Here is a 20,531-nt window from a genome sequence, read left to right as displayed (position 1 = left end):
CGGCTCACTCCCCCTTCGCATCGTCGGCGATGGACTCGGCCGACACGCCGGGGCCCTCTGCCTGCGCGGACTGCTTGGCGTAGGCACGGTCGAGCAGCAGATAGAACCCGATGGTCACCGCGGTCGCGATGACGGCGATGGGTATCTGGACCGTCATGAGGTCGATGAGCTCGGTCTCATAGCCCAGATCGCGCAGCGTGCCCTGCACGAGCAGCGCGCCGGAGGTACCCACGAACAGCATCTGGCCGAAGAACCACGCGACGTTCTCCATGCCGGAGGCCATACCCTTCATGTGCTCGAGGTACCTATCGGTGACCTTGCCCGCGCGGTTCTCGCCGGCGGCGACCGCCATCGGCATGACGATGGGCCGCACGAATCCCGCGACGCCGCCGAAGCTCACGTTGAAGGCGGCGAAGACCAGGCGGAAGATACCGTAGATGCCGATCACCACACCGGCGCTCGCGCTCTTGACCTTCCGCATGAGCGCGGCGGCGGCCTGCTTGAGGCCGTTGCGCTCGAGGGTGCCCGTCACCACCATCACGATGATGAAGATGAGCATGCTGCGGTTGGACACGAAGCTGTCGCCGAGGGTCTGGAGGAACACCACGGGGTCGAGCCCGCTCACGAGTGCCGTCGCCACCGCCGCGATCATGATGACCAGGATCGAGTCGAGCTTGAGCGCGAACCCGATCACGACGATGACGATGCCGATGAGCTTGATAAGCTCCATTCGATCGCCTTCTTTCCTGACATGTGCCCCGAGCGTGCGCGGGGCGCCGATCCGTGCGGTCACCTTGCGCCGCACGCCACCTATGCAGTACGGCATCCTACCAGAACGCCGATGGCAAGGGTCGCACGGGATGGCGGAGCGGCCGCATCCACCGGCGAGCCGTGTCACAAAAAGGGCCTGTGTCCCAAAAAGGGCCGGGAGAAATAGAGACATGGTGCGAAGCGAGCAGGCATCATGCCCCGCCCTCCGACGTCAAACGACCACGCGCGGCGACGGTCCGGGAAATGCGCCTTGTGCGATAGAAGCGATGTGCCACAATGGAGGCGACCGGACACCTCGACCGCGATTCAGGAGCATCCATGGCAGGCAAACCGCAAACCCTGGCGACCACCTCGGCATTCGAGATCTTGGGCCCCATCATGGTGGGACCGTCCTCGTCCCACACCGCCGGCGCGCTGCGCTGCGCGTCCGTCGCCGCCTCGCTGCTCGAGGGAACGATCGCATCGGTCCGGTTCACGCTGTGGAACAGCTTCGCCCACACCTATCGCGGCCACGGCACCGACCGCGCGCTCGTCGCCGGCATCATGGGTTTCGACACCGACGACGAGCGGATCCGCGACTCGTTCGCCATCGCACAGGAACGAGGGCTCACCTTCACCTTCGATGTCGCGGGCGACGACGGGACCCTGCATCCCAACACCGTCGACATCGACATGACCAACGACACGGGCGCCACCGCCGCCGTGCGCGGCGAGAGCCTCGGTGGCGGCCGCATCCGCATCAGCCGCATCAACGGCGTGGGCGTGGACATCTCCGGCATGTACAGCACGCTGTTCGTCGCCCATCGCGACGCCCCCGGCGCGCTGGCGGCCCTCACGAGCCTGCTCGCAGCAGAGCAGGTCAACATCGCGTTTTGCCGCACCTACCGCACCGAGGCGGGCGGCCAGGCCTACTCGGTGTTCGAGACCGACGGCGCGGCATGCGACGACGTGCTGCCGCACGTGCGCGCGCTCGACGCGGTCGATTACGCCACCTTCATCGAGGTGCCGGGTTCCGCCTCGACGCTGGCGCCCGGCGTCTCCACACCGGAGCTGTTCGACGACGGCGAGCAGCTGCTCGACGCCTGCGAATCGCTCGGCCTCACGATCGGCGCCGTCATGGCGGTGCGCGAGGCGAACCTGATCGGCGAGGAGCGCTGCGTGGCGTCCATGGCGCGCGTCCTCGAGGTCATGCGCGACGAGACGACCGCACCCCTGTCGGACCCCCAGCGCTCGCTCGGCGGCTTTATCGGCGGCGAGGCGAAACTCATGAACGCGACCGCGGATGGACCCGTCTCGGCCGCGCTGCTCGGCTCCGTGCAGACGGCCGCCGTCGCCCGCGCCATGGCCGTGCTCGAGCGCAGCGCGAGCATGGGCGTGATCGTCGCCGCCCCCACCGCGGGTTCGGCCGGCGTCGTCCCGGGCTGCGTGCTCGCGCTCGCCGATCACCTGGGACTCGACGACCACCAGATCATGGATGCCCTGTTCTGCGCCGCCGCCGTGGGACTCAACCTCTCCACCTCCGCCTGCGTCGCCGGCGCCGAAGGCGGCTGCCAGGCCGAGGTCGGCAGCGCGGCGGCAATGGCGGCCGCGGCGCTCGTGCAGATGCTCGGCGGCTCGCCCGCATGCTCGCTCGATGCGGCCTCCATCGCGCTGTCCAACCTGCTCGGCCTCGTGTGCGATCCGGTCGGCGGTCTTGTGGAGGTGCCCTGCCAGAACCGCAACGCGATCGGCGTCGCCGCCGCGTTCTCGGCGGCGCAGCTCGCGCTCGCCGGCGTGCGGAGCTTCGTGCCGTTCGACGAGATGGCAAAGGTCATGCTCGCCGTCGGCCACGCCCTGCCGGCAAGCCTGCGCGAGACCGCGAAGGGCGGCATCGCCGTCGCCCCGAGCGCGCGCGAGGCATGTCGTCGCTGCGGCATCTGCGGTTAGGTACACCCGTCCTGCAACGTCGGAACGACAGGGCTTCGACCCCCTATCGTGGTCGTCGCGTGCAGATGTCCTCAAATACCTGTGAAACAGGCGATCGAATCGGGCGAATGTCCACGTAGGCATATATAATTCAACTTCGCGAACAAAAGTGGCCCAGCGGACCGCGGGCCATTCGACCATAACCGTGAAGACCGAAAGGGAACAATGTCATACGATCGACGTGACGGTCACGCAGATCCTCTAAACCAACGCCCTGCCCGGGGCCTGCACATGAGGCCCAACAGCCTCGAGCCCGTCAAGCCCGGACAGATGCCCGCCCGTCGCACGAATCACGTCGGCGCCCACGCCGCGCCCGCAAAGTCCGCGCAGGCGACGGAAAAGGCCGTGACGTCCGATGCGACCCGGCAACCCGCAAGCACGCCCGCACCCGCTCCGACTCCGCGCCGCTACGGTCAGGCGCTCGAGCGCGAACGCCTCGAGCGTGCCCAGGCCGCCGATACGGCCCGCGAGCGGGACGAAGCCGATGCCGTCGCTGCGAAGGCCACGCTCGCCACCGCCCCCGATATGGACCAGACGATCATCGACGCGCGGCTGAACGTCGCCGACGACCGCGGCGGTACCGACCCGCACTTCGCGCCCCTGCCCGACATCCACGGCGCCGGCCCCGCGCGCGCCAAGGAGGATAAGCCGTCCGGATCCGGTCGCGGTGCCAAGATCGCGCTCGGCGTGGTTGGCGGCCTGCTCGTCGCCGGCTACGCCGCCGGTGTCGTCGCCTTCTCCAACCTGTACTACCCCGGAACCTCCATCGCCGGCATCGACGTCTCGCTCACCGATGCCGCGACCGCCGCGGAGCGCATCGAGTCCTCGGTCGGCGAGTACTCCCTGCATGTCTCCGGCGTCGGCCTGGACTGGACCTATACCCCTGAGGAAGGGACATTCGCCGTCGACGGCAGCGCCGAAGCCCAGGCGGTCCTGATGGACAACGAGGCGTTCGCATGGCCGGTGCGTCTCGTCTCCAACCTCATGGATTCCAATAAGGATGAGGAGGAGCCGGCAACCGGTCTCGTCGTCACCTACGACGAGGACGGCTTCGCCAAGGCCCTGACCGCCGAGGTCGACAAGATCAACGAGAACCGCCCCGGCACCTTCGACGCGGCGGGCGCCTACGACGAGGAGGCCGGTAAGTTCACCGTCGAGAAGGCGCGCTCGAGCCAGAAGCTCGATGCGGAGGCCATCGTCGCCGCCGCACAGGAGGCAATCTCGCACGCCGAGACCTCCGTGGAGCTCGACGACTCCATGTACGTCGAGTTCGCCGGCGGCGCCACCGATGAGGAGCTCCAGAAGGCCTGCGATGCCGCCAACGAGATCATCGGCGTGGACGTCGACCTCACCATGGGCGGCAAGACGGTCGCCACGCTCGACGGCAAGACCATGACCCAGTGGATCACCTTCGACGACGACCTCAACCCCGTCCTCGCGTCCGACGGGCTCACCGGGTGGATCCGCGAGCTCGCCACCTCGCAGCTCGATACCGTCGGCACCGAGCGCCGCTACACGCGCGCCGACGGCAAGGAGATCGAGGTCTCCGGCGGCACCTATGGTTGGATCAGCGACGAGGCCAAACTCGCCGACCTCATCCAGGAGGCAGTCGCCGAGAAGAAGACCGGCGAGATCGAAATTCCCACCAAGCAGTCCGCGGACGTCTTCAACGGCGCGGGCGGCCGCGATTGGGGCGCCTACGTCGACATCGACCTCACCGAGCAGCACGTACGCTACTACAGCGCCGACGATGAGCTGCTGTGGGAATCCGGCTGCATCTCGGGTAGCCCGGAGGACAACAACTACACGCCAACCGGCGTCTACATGCTCAACAGCAACGACGGTGGCGCGACGCTCGTCGGCAAGGACGAGGACGGCGACGGCGAGCCCGATTACGAGACGCCCGTCAACTATTGGATGCCCTTCGTCGGCGGTGCCGTAGGCCTGCACGACGCCGACTGGCAGGCCGAGTCGAGCTTCTCCGATCCGGATGCCTACACGTGGACCGGCAGCCACGGCTGCGTGAACTTGCCGCCGGCGAAAGCCAAGAAGCTTTCGGAGATGATCGAGGTCGGCACCTGCGTGATCTCGCACTACTGATGCGATCCGCACGAACGGGGCCCATGGGCCCCGTTTTTCGTTGCGCACGATACGGCGACTCTTTTCGTCAGGCACCGTTTCGCATGCGACATGTGACGATTCCGTCATGCGGGATGCGCCGACCCGCCCGCTCGGTCATGCTACGATGGGGCGGCTACCCGTTGCGCGTGAAAGGCGGTCCATGAGCTTGAAGATCCTCGTCGTGGAGGACGATCCGTTCATCGTCACGTCCCTCACCGAACTGCTTGCCGGCGAAGGCTACGCCGTCGACCACGTCGCCTGCCAAAACGATGCGATCGCCCGCGTGGAGCGCAACGGCGGCGCATACGCCCTCGTGCTGCTCGACGTCACCCTCGCCCAAGGTAACGGGTTCGCCACCTGCTCTGCCATCAAGCAGCTCGCGCCCGAGCTCCCCGTTATCTTCCTCACGGCCTCCGACGACGAGTTCGACACCGTCACCGGCCTCACTATGGGAGCCGACGACTACATCGCCAAACCCTTCCGTCCCCGCGAGCTGCTCGCCCGCATCGCCGCGACCATCCGCCGCGCCCATCCGGCAAAGCGCGTCATCGCGTTCGGTCCACTTTCCATCGACACGGACCGTGCATACGTGGAGCGCGGCGGCTCCGAGCTCGTCTTATCCGCCCTCGAGTACCGCCTGCTCCTGCTGTTCGCCACGAACCAAGGCAAGCTCGTCACGCGCGAGCAGATCCGCTGTGCCCTGTGGGACGATGCGGGCACGTATATCGAGGAGAACACCCTGTCGGTCTACATCAAGCGACTTCGCGACAAGATCGAGGACGACCCCGTGCGACCGATGCTTATCCAGACGGTGCGCGGAATGGGCTACAAGGCGCACGGATAGGGGCGAACGGCATGTCGATGCTGAGGAATCGTGAGGTCATGCGTGCACTTTGGGCATGGTCGGCGCTCACCGTGGTCACCACGGCGGTCGGTTACCGCCTCGCGGATTGGCCCGGTGCCGTATCGGCACTCGCCGCCTCCGTACTCGCCTGCCTCCCCTTCCTCGCACTCACGCGTCGTCGCTACCGCAAGCTCGCCCAGCTCTCCGCACGCATCGACGACGTCCTGCACGGCGACCGCACGCTCGACTTTTCCTCCATGTCCGAAGGCGAGCTCGCGATCCTTGGCAGCGAGCTCGACAAGATGGTCATGCGCCTGAACCTCACGGTCGATGAGCTGGCACGCGAGAAACAGGCGCTCGCCGACGCGCTCGCCGACATCTCGCATCAGATCAAAACGCCGCTCACCTCGCTTTCCATCACCACCGAGCTTGTGCGCAAACACCTTGCGGAGGTGCCCGAATGCGCCGAGGATCTTGAGCGCATGCGCCGTATCGAGCAGCTCGAGATCCGCGTCGAGCATTTCGTCGCATCTCTGCTCAAGCTCGCGCGGCTCGATGCGGGCGCGATCCGTCTTGCCAGCGATCAGGTCCTCGTGGACGACGTGGTCCGCTCGGCAGTCCAACCGCTCGCCATCGCCCTCGATATCGCCGACGTCGCGCTTCAGGTTGACATCGCAGACGGCTGCGGCTTCACCGGAGACCCCGCGTGGACCGCCGAGGCGATCGGGAACATCGTGAAGAACTGCATGGAGCACACACCGTCAGGCGGCACGGTACACATCGTCGCCTGGGAGGACGCGCTCGCCTGCCGCATCCGCGTGACGGACACCGGACCCGGCATCGCCGAGGAGGACCTCCCGCACGTCTTCGAGCGCTTCTACCGCGGCACCCATGGCGGCGAGGCGGAATCCGCCGTCAATCCGGCGGGCGTCGGCATCGGCCTCTCCCTCGCACAGAGCCTCATCACCGCACAGGGAGGCACGCTGACCGCGAAGAACGCCCATGACGATACCGGCCATGTATGCGGGGCGCAGTTCGACATCGCCTTCTTCCGCGCGATCGTCTAGCCGCTCCGGTGTAATTTCACCCCAGGGATTTTTCTACATCTCCGGCGCAAATGCGCCGGAGATGTAGAAAAATCCCTGGGGTGAAATTACACCGGAGCGGCATCGAACCGGAGCGAGCTTACACCGGAGCCGCTACCGTGACGGATGTGTCACGCGGCGGTCATCTGGGCGAAAGGACGCTCGTGCAGTATGGTTGGTGACGTATCCGCGCATCAGCAAGGAGCACCCATGAACATCCTTTCGGTTGAACATCTGACCAAGGTCTACGGCACGGGCGACACAGCCGTGCGCGCCTTGGACGACGTGAGCTTCACGGTCGACGCCGGTGAGTTCGTCGCCATCATCGGCAGCTCGGGCTCCGGCAAATCCACGTTGCTGCACCTCATGGGCGGCGTGGACCGCCCCACCTCGGGGACCGTTCGCCTGCAGGGGCAGGATATCTTCAAGCGCACCGACGAGCAGCTCGCCGTCTTCCGCCGCCGCGAAGTCGGCCTCGTCTATCAGTTCTACAACCTCATCCCCGTGCTCGATGTCGTAGAGAACATGACGCTCCCCGTGCTCATGGACGGGCGCAAGGTGAACGAGCAGCGGCTCGCGATGCTCCTCAAGGTGCTCGGTCTCACCGGACGCGAGCACAACCTGCCAAACCAGCTCTCCGGCGGCCAGCAGCAGCGCGTCGCCATCGGTCGCGCCCTCATGAACGCGCCGGCGATCGTGCTTGCCGACGAGCCCACCGGCAATCTCGACTCGAAGAACTCGGCCGAGATCATGGCGCTCTTGAGGAACTCGAACCGCCAGCTCAAGCAGACGCTCATCGTCATCACGCACGACGAGGACATCGCCCTCATGGCCGACCGCGTCATCGCTATCGAGGACGGCCGCCTCGTGCGCGACGAACGCCGCCGCCCCGCACCCTCTGCCGTCATGGGCGGCGCGGCGCGCAGCACGCAGGCATCCGCCACGCCTGTCCCCAACGTCATGACATTGGGGACTGTCCCCAATGTCAGGGAGGTGCGCTAGGATGGGCATCTTTACGCGCTTTACCCTGAAATCACTCAAGCAGAACCGCACGCGGACGGCTGTCTCGATCTTCGGTGTCGCACTTTCGGTCGCACTCATCACCGCCGTACTCACGAGCGTCGTGTCGCTCACGAACATGCTCATCGAGCGCACCGCCTCCGATGAGGGCTGGTGGTACGCGGAAGCCGCCGGTATCACAGCGGAAGACCTCGAGCGCTTGCAGAACGATCAGGAAGTCACCGACCTCACCGTTATTACCGACATGGGCACCATATCGCTCGGCGAGGATAACTCGGACATCTTCGGAAAATACCTGTACGCAAAGACGTGGCCGCATGACCTAGATGCGAGCGAGCCCCTCATCTCAACGCCAGAGATCGTTGCCGGCCGCGCACCCGAGGCCCCGGGCGAGATCCTGCTCCCCCACTCGCTTCAGAACGCCGAGCTCGCCCCGTGCGGCCTGACCACAGCAGATGGCGGCCCGATTGAGGTCGGCAGCCGAATCACGCTCGATTTGGGCACGCGCACGGTCACCAACCGGGAAGACGGAGCGAGCGTCACGACGACCGCGATACGCGGCGATTACATCGACGAGGCCACCCAGACCGAGACATACGAGGCGGACCTCGGACACATCGAAGGAACCGTCGTGGGCTTCTACCGCGCCTACGGTTACTCGACCATCTATTCGCTCCAAGGAAACATCGCCTACGTCTACGACGATGGAAACGCCGTAGACCGCGCAATCACCGACGATTCCGCCGCCACCTGGGCGGGAGCAATCTTCCGCACCGCGAATCCCGCAGACGCAGAGCCCCTCGCCGACGAGATCGTCAATGTACACGAACGGACCACCGACGGCGCATCAACGGTCCATTCCTCCCTCATCCGCTGGATGGGAGTTACGCCCGACACGGCCATCTGGAACACCCTCTACCAGATCGCCGCCATCCTCGCCGCCGTTGTGGTCATCGCGGGCGTGTCGCTCGTGTACAACAGCTTCGCCATATCGGTGGCCGAGCGTACGCGGCAGTTCGGCCTTCTTTCGAGCCTAGGCGCCAGCCGCCGGCAGCTCCGCTGCACGGTGTTCACCGAGGCGCTCATCATCGGCGGCATCGGCATCCCCGTAGGCCTTGCACTCGGTCTTATCGGCTGCTACGTGGTCTTTGGTATCTTAGGTGAAGGCATCGCCATGATGGCTGGCGGTGCGGAGGCTCGCGTCGTGGTGAGCCCCATCGCGCTTGGCATCGCAGCACTGCTCGGCCTCATCACGCTCATCGTGAGCGCTTGGATCCCTGCCGTCCGCGCGAGCCACGTCTCGGCGCTCGATGCCATTCGCCAGGTGCAGGATGTGCACCTCTCCCGCCGCGCGCGGCGCTCGCAGCGTCGGGCTGCCCGCCGTGGTGAGCGCGGTTCGCTCGCGCGCCCACTCGGCCTCGCGGGGCGGATCTTCGGCATCCCCGGCTTCATCGCCCACAAGAACCTCACGCGCGCAAGTTCCAAGGGGCGCGTGACCGTGGCCGCCCTCGCCGTCTCGGTCGCCCTGCTCATCACCTCCGGCTCCATCGCCGACGTCATGAGCTATGCGAGCGATACCGCGGTCGACACCATGGAAGGTCAAGACCTGCTGCTCTATATCGATGTGACCGGTGCCGGCGCGGACCAGACGCTCGCGCTCGCGGACGGCAAGGTGAATGGTCCTGCCATGCAGCAGGTGCTCGGGCGCTTCTATGCCGACGTGCAGGACGTCGACGGCGCCACGCCGAACGGCTACACCACGAGCTACGTCGCGGACGCGCTCATTCCGTCTGGCATGCTCTCCGACGACGTCACGAGCCTCAACGCCGGCGTGCCGCCACTTTCCGACGGCTCTTGGTACGGCAGCGCCTACGTCGACTTCCTGGACGAGGCGACTTGGGAGGCGTACGTGGATGAGCTAGGGCTTTCCCGCGAGGAGTTCTGCGACCCCGCACATCCCCGTGCCATCGCTGTGAATTCCTACGACGTCAACAACGGCGAGACGTACGGCCACTGCCAGCCCTTCACCGGAACGGGAACCATCGAATCGCTTGAGTTCGCAGATCTCGATGGGCGCTTCGTCTCGACCATCGAGGACGACCCGGCAGGCGGCCTGCGCGCGCTCTACTACGACGACGAGGGCGAGGCGCACTATCTTCCCTACGACGAGGCCATCGCGAGCGAGCAGGGCATCGAGGTGGGCGCGCTCGCGGACACCCGACCGACCTGCGTAACATCTTCTGGCACGCTGCAGCTCATCCTGCCCGCCTCGGCCATCGATCTCGCACAGAATTCCGGTTACCTGCGCGCGAGTATGTCCTTCGACACGGGCGGGGACGCAGCGCGCGCCACCGAGCTGCAGGATTCCCTCGAGAAAATCGCCGCCGACTACCCTGAGCTCGACATCACCTATACGAACGTCGCTCAGGGCAAGCTGCAGGCGCGCCTCATGGCCACCACGGTCAACACCTTCATCTACTGCTTCGCCGTCATCACGGGGCTCATCGCGGTAGCAAACGTCTTCAATACACTCGCAAACGCCCTCATCCTGCGCCGCCGCGAGTTCGCGATGCTCAAGTCCATCGGCATGGGCAACCGAGCCTTCCGTCGCATGATCGCCTACGAATGCGCGAGCTACGCCCTGCGCGGGCTTGTCATCGGCTTCGCGCTCGCCGCGCTCGCGACGCTCGGACTCCACGAGTCGATGCGCCTGTCGTTTTCGACCTATGAGCCCGCGCTGCCGTGGATGCAGATCGGCGCATCGGTGGCGATCGTCCTTGCGGTGATACTTGCAAGCGTGGCCTACGCGCTCATGCGGAGCCGCACGGCCAATGTCGTCGAGGCGCTCCGCGAGGACGCCATCTGATTGCGAAGCAGCGTCTGTCGCTCTTTCACAGCGTCGAGGGGCAGGTTCATCCACGCAGGTGAACCTGCCCCTCTCCGTATGCTGTGATGTGGGGCGGTGTCTGACGCACCCCTACATGGCTTTGACAGGTGCTGAGGCGGTTAGAGATGGCGGGAAAGGAAGTCCCCGACGATCATGGCATAGCGCTCGGGATGAACGTAGCTGCTCGCCCCGTGCCCCGCACCCTCGAACAGGACGCGCTCCTTCACAGGGCTCGCGCAGGCCTCGTACACCGCATCGAGCATGGCGGGCGGCACGAACGAATCGTCCGCGCCGTGCAAGAAGAGCATCGGCACGCGTGCCGAGCGCAACCGTTCCTGCGCGCTCGCCTCGCGAAACCCGTAGCCCGCCCGCGCGCGGCACACCGCTTCGGCGGCGTCGAGCAGCGGGCTCACCGGTAGGTGCATCAGATCTCGCATCTGGACGGCAAGCTCATCCCATACACTCGTAAAGCCGCAGTCCTCGATGATGCAGCGCACCTGCGGCGGCAGATCCAGCCCCGACGCCATCATCACCTCGGCGCCACCCATGGAGACGCCGTACAGCGCGATACGCGCATCCGGGTCGAAATCGACCAACGTGTCGATCCATGCGAGTAGGTCATATGCATCGAGCCATCCCATGCCCACGTAGCGATCGGCGTTGCGCTCGTGACCGCGCGCCGCGGGAAGCAGAACGGAAAAGCCCCTGCGATGCGCCGCATGGGCCTCGCGAGCAAGATCGCTCGGTCGCCCGCTGTACCCATGGCACAAGATCAGATATCTATGGTCGACATCGGCGCTCTCGGGCGAACGGCGGCCGTCCGGCGCCGGAACGACACCGTGCCCCCACACACGCCAACCATGCAGAACTCCCCCGTCGCGCGCCGCGATCGAAATGTCGCGCTTCGCCTCGTCGAACCACGCACGCGCGGCGGAGCGCGACGGATCGCTCGCAAAGATACTCATATCGGTCCCGGTCGCCTCGCCGGAGTTGATTCGTGCCATGATGGAATGCTTGGCGCGCGGATTGAGCGCCATATCGAACAGGGCGTTTCCGGCAAGCCCCAACCCGGCGCCGCCGGCGATGGCGATTCCGGCGGCCATGGACCCAAGAACATGGACCATATGCATCAGCTCCAAGAAAACGGCGCCTCCGCCTGCGGACGCGCCGTTCGCGATTCGTTATTTGGTACGGGGACGCTTTTTGGCGAGGGCGGACGGCGAGACCGTGATGCCACCCTCGGTGCGCCTCACCTGCGTGCCGCGATGACGGGGTGCACGGGGCGCCGGCTTAGCGACAGCGGGCTTCCCCCCTTCGGCTGCGGGAACTGCAGCGGCTTCCATACGCTCGACCTGGGCGGTCTCGATGCTCGAGGCGACCGCGGCGGAGCTCACCGCCGTCGAGCCGCGCTTCCGACCGCGACCGAGCTTGGCGATCGCGCGATCCCAGCGGTCGTGGATGCTCGCATTGTGCGAGCTTTTGAGCCCGAGCAGCGGCGCGGCGAGAATCGTCGGCGCGATGAAGGTGATCAGACGCCACAGCAGGTAGCCCGCCGTGGCGGCGCTGCCGTAGAAGTGGCCCAGGAACAGGGCGAAGCCGCCTTCGGCGCCACCCGTGCCGCCGGGCAGCGGCACGGCGGACGACAGTAGCTGTACAAAGGCGCTCGCCGCCATGACCGAGAAGAAGTCGACGTCGTGGTGGCCGAACGACAGCATGAGGAAATACGGCACCAGGTAGAAGAAGGCAAGCTGGAGCATGGTGATCACGACCGTGAGCGCCATGGAGCTCAGGTGGCCGGCAGCCAGCTTGAACTTGTCGGAAAAGGCCATGACCTCGTTATCCACGAACGCATGCCACGATGCGGTCTTCTCGCGGGCGACGCCCACGCGCTCCATCACGCGGATGATCCAATGCGCGACGTGCATGACCATGCGCGGCATGAGCGCCACGGCGAAGATGCCGAGCAGGATGCACACATGCCCACCGAAGCTGAACACGCACAGCAGCGTGATGTCGCCGTACTGCTCGGCGAAAAACGGCATGCGCGCGAGCAACAGGATGGCGCCCCATGCCACGAGGCCGAACTGGTAGACGATGAAACGCGTGAACTGGATGGCGCCTGCCTCGCCGACGTTTTGGCCCGCCTTGGTGAGGCGGTAGATCTGCGCCGGCGTGGAGCCCATCATCATGGGCGTGAGGTTGCCGAAGAAGATGCCGCTCGCCTCGACCGAGATCAGGTCGCGGATACCCACCGGCGAGGCGGGATCGAGCCACACGGCGATGGCGTAGGCGGCGATGCCGAAGATCAGGTAGAGCAACATACTCAGGCAGGCAAGGGCGAGCCACCCACCCTGCACGGTGCTCATGGCTTCCCAGAACTGCGCGACCTGACCGGTCACGACCAGATACGCCACGTAGATGACGAGCACGATGCCGATGAAGATCGCGCCGCGCCGGGCCCCCTTGTGATCGTCGCCGCCGGAGGGCTCGGCAGCCACCTTGGGCGCATGTGACAGGTTGTGAGAAGAATCCGACATGGGTCCACCTCAGATATAGCAAACGCCGACCGCCGAAGCGGAAAAGCGCACCATTCGCGTAACCATTCCATTGTAAAGCCGATTGACGATATGCCGAAGCGCGCATCGCCATACGGAATAATTCCAGACACGACGCCGCGGGAAAATGGGGACAGGCACTATTTTCCCACGGGGACGGAGCGGGGCTTCTCCCGCGTGGCCGGCGCACCCAACGGGGCCCGCGCATGAAAAAGGGCTCCCGTGGGAGCCCTGAGCGTACGTGGTAGCCCGTACCAGATTCGAACTGGTGATCTCCGCCTTGAGAGGGTTATCCCACAGCAGCGACTGAGGACAACTGACATACACAAAAGAGCGTCTGAGCAGGTCTTGTGCAGCAACGGACAGCGACTGACAGAACCTGACGAAAACAGAGTCCCGGGGGGATGCGGACGAAAAGTTGGACGCCCAGGCGTCCGGACGGGAGGTCCGCATGCACGACAGGGAGACGGTGGAGCTGGCGCTGGCGGCGCTCGGGGAGGGCATGACGCACGCCGAGGCCGCGGAGCTCGTCGGGGCCAGCGAGAGGTCGGTCTACCGATGGGCCGGGGGGCGGCTGCCGAGAAGCTGCGCCGGGAGGCCCCCGGGCTCGGGTAAGATGGGCGCGACGTCGGGCGAGCGGAAGGCGGCGCGCATGTCCACCAGGGGGCTGTACGACCCGCCGGCAACCGGCCCCCTCGCGGGGCTCGAGCCGGCCCAGATAGAGAACCTGCTGCTCAGGGCGGTGTTGGCCGACCTAAAAGCGGGAGGGTGGGACCCGGGTTCGATCTCGAGCAGGAGCAAGTGCGAGCTCGGCGAGAGATTGAGGCGGGAGACAGGCCTGCCCCTCCGCTCGATCACCGGTTTCTTGAGGATATCGAGGAGCTCCTATGAGTACCACCGGGCGAGGCTCGGCGTCGACCGCGACGCCGCCATAAGGCGGCGGGTCGTCGAGCTCTTCGAGGCGTCCGGCGGCGCCTACGGCTACCGCCGCGTCCACGCGGCGCTCCGGGCCCGCGGGGTCCGCGTCTCGGAGAAGCGCGTGCGGCGCGTGATGCGCGAGGAGGGGCTCGAGGCCGCGCGCCCCCGCGCCCGCCGCTACGGCTCCTACGCCGGCGAGGAGGGCCGCGCGCCCGCGCCGAACCTGCTGCTCGCCGACGCCTCCCGCGACCTGCACGACTTCTCCGCGACCGCGCCGGGCGAGGTGCTCGTCACCGACGTCACCGAGTTCAGGCTGCCCGATGACCGCCGGAAGGTCTACCTCAGCCCCTGCATAGTCCTCTTCGACGGCGACGTCGCGGCGTTCTCCTGCGGCACGAGCCCCTCGAAGGCGCTCGTCGGGGAGATGCTCGCCGTCGCCGCCACCGGCGGCGGCTTCACCCTTCACTCGGACCGCGGCTGGCACTGCCGCACGCCCGACTGGGTCGCCGGCTGCGCGGCGGCCGGCGTGACCAGGTCGATGTCGCGCAGGGGCCACTCGCCGGACAACGCGGCCTGCGAGGGGTTCTTCGGCAGGCTCAAGGTCGAGTTCTTCTTCGGCCGCGACTGGCGCGGCTGGACCGCCGAGGCGTTCATCGCCGAGCTGTCCGCCTACATCCGCTGGTACCGCGAGGGGCGGCTCAAGGCGTTCCGCGAGGGCGGGCGGACGGTGTACGACACGATCCGGGGCCGCAGGAGGCGGCTCGGGCTGGCCGCGTAGGCCGGTACAAGAAAATGTCCGCATCCCCCGGTCGTTGTTGTGTCCCGATTGTGTCCCGCTCTCAGCCGGGCCACAGACAAAGCCCTATTGAAGGAGAACACCATGATCCATAGCGCAGCAGACATCGAAGCTATGTGCGCACTCGAGGACTACTCTCACTTTCGCGCGGAGCTTGTCGAGATCTCGCCCCAAAGTTTTACGCTTGAGGAGCTGAGGGAAATCCTCGATGACATGATCAGGAGCAAGGTCGCCCTGGAAGACAGCGTGCGAGAGCACTTCACAACGCTCGGGGAAGTTGAGCAGACCCAGCTGCTCGACATGCTGGGAATCAGTAGCTGCACGGACCGCGACTGGTGGTATCGGATGCTCATGGATGGCCCGGTGCACCGGGAGTTCCCGACAATCTAGCGGCAGAATACGAGCAAGGAACCACGAGCGCCCTGAAGTCACGATAGAGGCAACGGGGGCGCTTCCATATAGAAATGGACCAAGAAATGGCCGTTGAGGGGACGGTAACGTACAATTTCTTGCGCACTTTGACAGCGGAATAGCGTCCAGACAGAGAGGAGGGCACGGCCCGCCCCGGTATGATTCGAGTTGCCTAGACAAGAAACATGCTGGAGGTGGACCATGCCCGATCCCATTGTATCTTTGAACGAGGAATCCCTGAGGGCCGATCTCGGCGAGCTCGTCAGGAGGACCGTCGAGGACACGCTGAACGGCCTCCTCGGGGAGGAGGCCGGAGACCTCGTCGGCGCCGAGCGCCACGAGCGCACCGCCGACCGGGAAGCCTACCGCGCCGGCCACTACGAGCGGAAGCTCGCGACGACGTCCGGCGAGGTGACGATCAGGATGCCCAAGCTCAAGGGCATGCGCTTCACCACGGCGATCATCGAGCGCTACCGCAGGCGGGAGACCAGCGTCGAGGAGGCGATGATCGAGATGTGCCTCGCGGGCGTCTCGACGAGGCGCATCGAGGACGTGAGCGAGATGCTCTGGGGCTCCAGCGTCTCGGCCGCCACCGTCTCGAACCTGAGCGAGAGGGCCTTCGAGGCCGTCGAGGAGTGGCGCAACAGGCCGCTCGAGCGCGCCTACCCCTACGCCTGCGTCGACGGCATCTACCTGAAGCGCAGCTGGGGCGGCAGCTACGAGAACGTCGCCGTGATGGTCGCCATAGGCGTCAACGACGACGGCTACCGTGAGGTCATCGGCGCCGCGGAGGGGTTCACGGAGTCGGCCGAGTGCTGGCGCGAGTTCCTCTCTTGGCTGAGGTCGCGGGGGCTGCGCGGCGTGCGCATGTTCACCGGAGACAAGGCCGCCGGGATGGTCGGCGCGATCGCCGAGGTCTTCCCGGGGGCCGCCTACCAGCGCTGCACCGTGCACTTCTACCGCAACGTGCTGGCCAGGGTCCCCAATTCCAGGCGCCCCACGGTCGCCGCCATGCTCAAGGCCATACACGCCATGGAGTCGCGCGAGGCCTCCGAGGCCAAGGCCATCGAGGTCGCCGGGGAGCTCGAGCGCATGAGGCTCGGGGAGGCCGCGAGGGTCGTGCGGGAGGGCTTCACCGAGACCCTGACGTACACCAGGTTCCCCCGCGAGCACTGGCGGCGCATACGCAGCAACAACGCCATCGAGCGGCTCAACCGCGAGATCCGCAGGCGGACCCGCGTGGTCGGCGCCTTCCCCGACGGCAGGTCGGCCCTCATGCTCGCGACGGCCCGGCTCAAATACGTCGCCGAGAGCGAGTGGGGCTCGAGGCGCTATCTGGACGTGACGCTGCTGGACGAGTAGCCGCACCGGACGGCGGGCCTAGGGGCTGTCGGAAAGTGCGCAAGAATCTTGACGGTACCAGTTGTGGCAGAATTGCCGGGCCCACAGGAAACAGCTCGTAGAAGCGCTTCATGTACCGAAGGTTGCGCGGCGAGAAGCTCTTGGCGTTCAGAATCTCCTTTTTAAGGTCCCTGCTCGGCGTCTCGAAGAACCCCGAGCCCCACCAACTCTCAGCATGCAACTCGGCAATGTCTTTTCCCAACTGCCAGCAGAACAGCAAAATCTCACGGTTTACCGAATCTGCCGCCTTGATCTAACTGCATATTTACATCATTAGCAAAGCCGCTAAGTCAAAGACAACGCTCAAGATGATTGATTAACGTCGTGTTCTACACCACGTCAGTTGTTTTCTAAACGCCATCTATACCCCAGCATATACTGCCGCATGATATAGTCTAATCCAGCAAGCTGGTTTCTGAATATCTGATATGACAGACAAAAAGCCGGCACTACACCTCGTGCCTTGTCTTCATGGAATTAAGCAGTCCTACGCCGACCTCTAGCGTCCAAATAATGGAGTCAAAAGTGTATTTATCGATATCTCCATGTGCAGCGCTGTTAAGTGGTGGTATCAAGTCTCGAAGGAGCGCATATTCGTCTGAATTAATCAGTTTGTCATTGAGCAGGATACTAGCAAGTTTGCCCAATCCACACCTGTAAAACTGAACATTGTTCTTTTCGGCAATTGCTCGTAACGTTTTTTCAAGCTCTATGCGCAGTGAAACTAAGGCGAGCTTTGGATCGCCCTGGACAATATCATCCAATGATCCATCAATCCTCTGCGCAGTTAGATTATCAACTTCGACTGCCTCAAGATTTAGATTTTGTATATTTTCCTGCATTTTTACCTGTGTTTCCCTGTCAATTAACTCAACTTTTCCGATACCGCTAATCTCCAAAGTCTTTATATAGGGAATTAACCACGGCATAAGAGCAAATATAATTAGGATGATGAAAGTACTGTCAATGCTGGCCTTAGGGAAAACTACATGAAGAATCGCTAGGGCGACAAATAGAGCAGTAATAATAATGCTTAGAGCAACCTTCGACTTCTTCATATTAATCATGAAAACCCCGATTCATGTCACATTTTCAGTCTCTGAATAGAGTATCAAAATTATGGGCCTTGAGAGGGTAATCGACTATGGGGGTGACAGGACCTCGAAGTCACGCTCGGGATGCCGTTAAGCGTGAGCGCAGATGACGCTCTAGTCCCATACATACAAATCGCACTGCTCTTTTGGGATTACCAGGCAGCTCTTGTCGAAGCTGCCCTTGAAGTACGCCTTCTTCCCCGCGAGGGCACATCGGATAGCTCAGAGTTATAAGCCGTAAGTGTGAGGTTGCCCAGCGTGTTGATGAGCTCTTCGTAGACGCGCTCGCAGTCATCCCCAAGCATCTCGCGCCACTCCGCACTAGCAAGCGCATTCAGCGACTTCGCGTGCCAGCTGTTCTCGAGCGTAGTAAGCAGGTAGAAGCCGCGCTTGAACGCGTAGCAGTCGCGCGTCCTGAGCGCCCGCTCGAACTCCGCGTCGCTCGGCATGCGTCGGGCCGTCCCCTCCTCGCCCAGAAGAATCGCCTCATAGGCCTCGCGGATATTGCAGCCGTCGTCCCTCACCGCGTTTAGCCGCGCAATCACGGACAAGAAGAACTTGTTCAGGCTGTTTGTCGCAACGTCACACACAGAGCGACGGAAGAGGTAGCTCTCCGTGGTCCTCAGCATGGAAGCGAAGTCGTCATGCGAGAGGGCATCGCCGACATAGTCCTCGAAGAAGGACATGAGCAGCGGGTTCACAACGGAGACGTCGAGTGCGTGGATGCGAGCGAGAAGAACGCGGAGCACCTTGTCCTCACAGGCACCAGCCGTGATGCACGCGTAGTGCCCGCCATAGCGGCGAATCTCCTTGAGGAGGTCCGCCATCTGCCCAGGCTTGTCGTAGCCATTGTCCATGACGTGCCGCTTGAACAGTCGGTACACGTCACGCGCGACGATGCTGGTCGGCGCGTTGATGACCGTCAGCCAGTTGCGCAGAAACTCGTCGAAGACCTCATCGTAGCTGTCCGCACCGAGTGTCTCCTCGATCTTGCGCCAGTAGTTGGCGTAGATGTCCTCCTGCTCGTCCATGGGAAGCCCCATGAGCACGAAGTTACGCACGAGGTCCGCCGTGGAGAGGTCCTTACCCGTAGAGTTCATCGACTCGAAGATAAGCTGCGGGTTGTCCTGGCCCTGCGAGAGCGTGATGGCCACGATCTCAAGGCGCTGAATGCCGTCCCAAACCACATTGGGGTCGTCAATGTTGCTCAGCCATGTGCGGAAGAGAGCGAGGTTGTCGACGATTCGGTGGGACTCACTCACAACCTCGACATCCGGGTTCTCCAGATGGTCGACAACGGAGCAGAGCGTCTTCTCGTCACCTTGCGAAAGGGTGAGACGGTAGTGGTCCTCCCCCTTCTTGTACTTGAGGGCAAGGTAGCCGCTATCGATGATCTCCTCGTAGGAGACATGCGTCAGCTTCTCAGGGTGCTCCCGGGCATACTCCGCCATCGCAGCGATAAGAAGGCTGAGCGTGGTGATGCGCTGCTGGCCATCGATGATGAGGAGCTTGTTCACACCCGAGGCGCTGAACTCCCCGCCCAGCACCATGACCACGGAGCCCGTGAAGTGAGTTCCAGAGCTTCGCCGCCCAACGGCGACAATGTCATCCCAGAGCTGCCGGCATTGCTCCTCATCCCACGAGTAAGCACGCTGGTAAACGGGGATGACCATCCGCTGGTTGGCGGAGGTGAGCAGGCTGACGATTGACTTTGGTCCGGCGTTCATAGTTGGGCTCCAAGGGACAAGGTGAAAGATGTGCCCATTCTACTCAATGACACAGAACGATTGCTTAGCCCCGAGCAGCTTGATGCCGCGGTCGTAGTTGAATGTCTTCGTCTCGAACTCGTAAGTGATGCTACCGGTCTTGTAACCCACGCTGCGCGTATAGTCTCCGAGGCTCGAAACCTGAATCTTCGGAACCATGATCTCCTTGGCGTTGCGGCCAGCGCGCACCACGCGGCGCGGGCTGCTCAGGCACGCGGAGACCGCCGTGCACTGGTACACCTCATCGAGGATGGTCGTGTAGTTCTTGGTGGATGCGATGCTGTTGGCCATCTGCCACTCCTCGTCCGCGATGCCCGCAATCTCGCGCCACCGCTTCATCGTCTTGCCCTCGTCTGATGCGGCCCCCGCGTTGGGAAGGCCGGTCTTGCCACCCTGTTGCTTTGCGGGGGTGTCGGCGAACAGCCACGGCTCGGCCTCCTTGAGCGCGTCGACGTCACCGGCGTGGTCGCCCAGGACAGCACGCGCGGCCTTCACGTTTCGCACGCCTGCCAGCTGCAGCTTGAAGTCAATCCGGTCGGACTCGCCCTGGGCCTTGAGCTCCGCGATCTCGCCACGTAGCTGTTCTGCCGTCTCTGCGTTCTTGGCGGCTTCGGCCACCCGCGTCTCAAGCGCCGCGATCTTCTCGTCACGCTCCGCGACGGCCTTCTCCCAATCGGTGCCGCTCACCTGCGGCTGGTCTTGCGCCGCCTGCTGCTGCCCGAGGTCTTCCTGGGCTTGCGGCTCCTCCTGCGTCTTGTCGCCATGGTTATTGAGTAATCGTCCTTCTCGGTACCTGGTGTAGCGCGAATCGATACCGCCCGGCGCCCCCGCCGATATTCCCGCTCGATACCGCCGATATTCCGCATCGATACCGCCCGCGGGGGCTGCGGCGCCGGC

The 20,531-nt window shown here is 64.4% G+C and carries 16 protein-coding genes; 9 read left to right on the top strand and 7 right to left on the bottom strand.

Translation table 11 applies throughout. The features are described 5' to 3' along the window. Window positions 1-4: 4 nt before the first annotated feature. Window positions 5-730 (bottom strand): DUF969 domain-containing protein, encoded by a 726-nt coding sequence (locus tag I6E04_RS00075; protein WP_235421018.1) that lies wholly within the window; start codon window positions 728-730, stop codon window positions 5-7. A gap of 359 nt (window positions 731-1,089) precedes the next feature. Here I6E04_RS00075 and sdaAA point away from each other — a divergent pair, with 359 nt between their 5' ends. The 6 genes from sdaAA (at window position 1,090) to I6E04_RS00045 (ending at window position 10,672) form a co-directional block, all read left to right on the top strand. Then, the gene (gene sdaAA / locus I6E04_RS00070; protein ID WP_235421017.1) at window positions 1,090-2,697 is read left to right on the top strand and encodes an L-serine ammonia-lyase, iron-sulfur-dependent, subunit alpha; all 1,608 of its coding nucleotides are present in this window, start codon (window positions 1,090-1,092) and stop codon (window positions 2,695-2,697) included. Window positions 2,698-2,967: 270 nt separating this feature from the next. Next, window positions 2,968-4,836 (top strand): L,D-transpeptidase, encoded by a 1,869-nt coding sequence (locus I6E04_RS00065; RefSeq protein WP_235421016.1) that lies wholly within the window; start codon window positions 2,968-2,970, stop codon window positions 4,834-4,836. 181 nt (window positions 4,837-5,017) lie between these two features. Then, window positions 5,018-5,701 (top strand): response regulator transcription factor, encoded by a 684-nt coding sequence (locus I6E04_RS00060; RefSeq protein WP_235421015.1) that lies wholly within the window; start codon window positions 5,018-5,020, stop codon window positions 5,699-5,701. 38 nt (window positions 5,702-5,739) lie between these two features. Further along, complete coding sequence (locus tag I6E04_RS00055) at window positions 5,740-6,768, top strand: HAMP domain-containing sensor histidine kinase (RefSeq protein WP_235421014.1); 1,029 nt, start codon at window positions 5,740-5,742, stop codon at window positions 6,766-6,768. A 228-nt stretch (window positions 6,769-6,996) separates the two neighbouring features. Beyond that, complete coding sequence (locus tag I6E04_RS00050; RefSeq protein WP_235421013.1) at window positions 6,997-7,788, top strand: ABC transporter ATP-binding protein; 792 nt, start codon at window positions 6,997-6,999, stop codon at window positions 7,786-7,788. Window position 7,789: 1 nt separating this feature from the next. Beyond that, complete coding sequence (locus I6E04_RS00045; protein ID WP_235421012.1) at window positions 7,790-10,672, top strand: ABC transporter permease; 2,883 nt, start codon at window positions 7,790-7,792, stop codon at window positions 10,670-10,672. Between the two features lie 140 nt (window positions 10,673-10,812). Here the strand turns inward: I6E04_RS00045 and I6E04_RS00040 are convergent, their stop codons facing one another. Continuing rightward, window positions 10,813-11,823, bottom strand: a complete 1,011-nt coding sequence (locus tag I6E04_RS00040) for an alpha/beta hydrolase (RefSeq protein WP_235421497.1) — start codon at window positions 11,821-11,823, stop codon at window positions 10,813-10,815. 51 nt (window positions 11,824-11,874) lie between these two features. Next, window positions 11,875-13,230 (bottom strand): lysylphosphatidylglycerol synthase transmembrane domain-containing protein, encoded by a 1,356-nt coding sequence (locus I6E04_RS00035; protein WP_235421011.1) that lies wholly within the window; start codon window positions 13,228-13,230, stop codon window positions 11,875-11,877. Between the two features lie 469 nt (window positions 13,231-13,699). Between I6E04_RS00035 and I6E04_RS00030 the strand changes: the two genes are divergently transcribed. The 3 genes from I6E04_RS00030 to I6E04_RS00020 all read left to right on the top strand — a co-directional run bounded on the left by I6E04_RS00030 (window position 13,700) and on the right by I6E04_RS00020 (window position 16,735). After that, complete coding sequence (locus tag I6E04_RS00030; RefSeq protein ID WP_235421010.1) at window positions 13,700-14,944, top strand: IS3 family transposase; 1,245 nt, start codon at window positions 13,700-13,702, stop codon at window positions 14,942-14,944. A gap of 102 nt (window positions 14,945-15,046) precedes the next feature. Next, the gene (locus tag I6E04_RS00025; protein ID WP_235421009.1) at window positions 15,047-15,352 is read left to right on the top strand and encodes a hypothetical protein; all 306 of its coding nucleotides are present in this window, start codon (window positions 15,047-15,049) and stop codon (window positions 15,350-15,352) included. Window positions 15,353-15,574: 222 nt separating this feature from the next. Then, window positions 15,575-16,735 (top strand): IS256 family transposase, encoded by a 1,161-nt coding sequence (locus tag I6E04_RS00020; protein WP_235421008.1) that lies wholly within the window; start codon window positions 15,575-15,577, stop codon window positions 16,733-16,735. Here the strand turns inward: I6E04_RS00020 and I6E04_RS09920 are convergent. The 4 genes from I6E04_RS09920 to I6E04_RS00005 form a co-directional block, all read right to left on the bottom strand. Beyond that, entirely contained in the window at window positions 16,668-17,027 is a 360-nt protein-coding gene (locus I6E04_RS09920; protein WP_419179983.1) for a DUF1016 N-terminal domain-containing protein, read from the bottom strand. The genes I6E04_RS00020 and I6E04_RS09920 overlap by 68 nt on opposite strands. 196 nt (window positions 17,028-17,223) lie before the next feature. Continuing rightward, window positions 17,224-17,841 (bottom strand): hypothetical protein, encoded by a 618-nt coding sequence (locus I6E04_RS00015; RefSeq protein WP_235421007.1) that lies wholly within the window; start codon window positions 17,839-17,841, stop codon window positions 17,224-17,226. Between the two features lie 179 nt (window positions 17,842-18,020). Continuing rightward, entirely contained in the window at window positions 18,021-19,595 is a 1,575-nt protein-coding gene (locus I6E04_RS00010; protein ID WP_235421006.1) for a DUF262 domain-containing protein, read from the bottom strand. 39 nt (window positions 19,596-19,634) lie between these two features. Then, window positions 19,635-20,531 (bottom strand): hypothetical protein (locus tag I6E04_RS00005; protein WP_235421005.1); only part of this gene is annotated, 897 nt, incomplete at its 5' end.

This window comes from Collinsella tanakaei, assembly GCF_021531055.1.
Classification (GTDB): Bacteria; Actinomycetota; Coriobacteriia; order Coriobacteriales; family Coriobacteriaceae; genus Collinsella; species Collinsella tanakaei_B.
This window is presented reverse-complemented; position numbering and strand designations above follow the sequence as displayed.

What these genes read in the sequence shown, in the direction of transcription:
- I6E04_RS00075 (WP_235421018.1), bottom strand. Translation starts at nt 730, where the DNA reads ATGGAGCTTATCAAGCTCATCGGCATCGTCATCGTCGTGATCGGGTTC.
- sdaAA (WP_235421017.1), top strand. Translation starts at nt 1,090, where the DNA reads ATGGCAGGCAAACCGCAAACCCTGGCGACCACCTCGGCATTCGAGATC.
- I6E04_RS00065 (WP_235421016.1), top strand. Translation starts at nt 2,968, where the DNA reads ATGAGGCCCAACAGCCTCGAGCCCGTCAAGCCCGGACAGATGCCCGCC.
- I6E04_RS00060 (WP_235421015.1), top strand. Translation starts at nt 5,018, where the DNA reads ATGAGCTTGAAGATCCTCGTCGTGGAGGACGATCCGTTCATCGTCACG.
- I6E04_RS00055 (WP_235421014.1), top strand. Translation starts at nt 5,740, where the DNA reads ATGCGTGCACTTTGGGCATGGTCGGCGCTCACCGTGGTCACCACGGCG.
- I6E04_RS00050 (WP_235421013.1), top strand. Translation starts at nt 6,997, where the DNA reads ATGAACATCCTTTCGGTTGAACATCTGACCAAGGTCTACGGCACGGGC.
- I6E04_RS00045 (WP_235421012.1), top strand. Translation starts at nt 7,790, where the DNA reads ATGGGCATCTTTACGCGCTTTACCCTGAAATCACTCAAGCAGAACCGC.
- I6E04_RS00040 (WP_235421497.1), bottom strand. Translation starts at nt 11,823, where the DNA reads ATGCATATGGTCCATGTTCTTGGGTCCATGGCCGCCGGAATCGCCATC.
- I6E04_RS00035 (WP_235421011.1), bottom strand. Translation starts at nt 13,230, where the DNA reads ATGTCGGATTCTTCTCACAACCTGTCACATGCGCCCAAGGTGGCTGCC.
- I6E04_RS00030 (WP_235421010.1), top strand. Translation starts at nt 13,700, where the DNA reads ATGCACGACAGGGAGACGGTGGAGCTGGCGCTGGCGGCGCTCGGGGAG.
- I6E04_RS00025 (WP_235421009.1), top strand. Translation starts at nt 15,047, where the DNA reads ATGATCCATAGCGCAGCAGACATCGAAGCTATGTGCGCACTCGAGGAC.
- I6E04_RS00020 (WP_235421008.1), top strand. Translation starts at nt 15,575, where the DNA reads ATGCCCGATCCCATTGTATCTTTGAACGAGGAATCCCTGAGGGCCGAT.
- I6E04_RS00015 (WP_235421007.1), bottom strand. Translation starts at nt 17,841, where the DNA reads ATGATTAATATGAAGAAGTCGAAGGTTGCTCTAAGCATTATTATTACT.
- I6E04_RS00010 (WP_235421006.1), bottom strand. Translation starts at nt 19,595, where the DNA reads ATGAACGCCGGACCAAAGTCAATCGTCAGCCTGCTCACCTCCGCCAAC.